Source organism: Mesorhizobium sp. M7A.F.Ca.AU.002.02.1.1, from assembly GCF_003998535.1.
Lineage (GTDB): Bacteria > Pseudomonadota > Alphaproteobacteria > Rhizobiales > Rhizobiaceae > Mesorhizobium > Mesorhizobium ciceri.
On the sequence record NZ_RZPB01001413.1, the window covers coordinates 1 to 613 of the forward strand.

Consider the following 613-nt stretch of genomic DNA (forward strand, 5'->3'; position numbering starts at 1 on the left):
CTGCAGGACCAGCTCGGCCTGTTCGTCAACTTCGACGAGCCGCAGAAGGAAGTCGCTGCCGAGGCCGTCACCGAGCTCGCCTTCAACCCGGCGCTGCTCAAGAAGGTCGACGAACTCGAGCTTTCGGTGCGTTCGGCCAACTGCCTGAAGAACGACAACATCGTCTATATCGGCGACCTGATCCAGAAGACCGAAGCCGAGATGCTGCGCACCCCGAACTTCGGCCGCAAGTCGCTGAACGAGATCAAGGAAGTTCTGGCGGCGATGGGCCTGCACCTCGGCATGGAAGTGCCGGACTGGCCGCCGGAAAACATCGAAGACCTCGCTAAGCGTTACGAAGACCAATATTGAGCATGAATTCCAAGGATCGGCGGCGTGGGCCGCTCGATCCGACGGTCATGCGGAAAACCATCAGAGGCCGCGGCCTCTTGAACAACTGAAGAAGGAAAAGAGCCATGCGCCACGGTTTCAAAGGCCGCCGCTTCGCCCGAAGCATTAGCCATCGCAAGTCGATGTTCGCCAACCTCGCCGTGTCGCTGCTCGAGCACGAGCAGATCGTCACAACCTTGCCGAAGGCGAAGGACCTGCGTCCGATCGTCGAGAAGCTGGTGAC

Annotated in this window: 2 protein-coding genes; both read left to right on the forward strand. The window is 60.0% G+C overall.

Going from position 1 to position 613, the window contains the following annotated elements:
- Window positions 1-351: DNA-directed RNA polymerase subunit alpha C-terminal domain-containing protein (locus tag EN879_RS38075; protein ID WP_281033403.1), on the forward strand; the 351-nt coding region annotated here is incomplete at its 5' end.
- 104 nt (window positions 352-455) lie between these two features.
- Window positions 456-613 (forward strand): L17 family ribosomal protein (locus EN879_RS38080; RefSeq protein ID WP_281034641.1); only part of this gene is annotated, 158 nt, incomplete at its 3' end.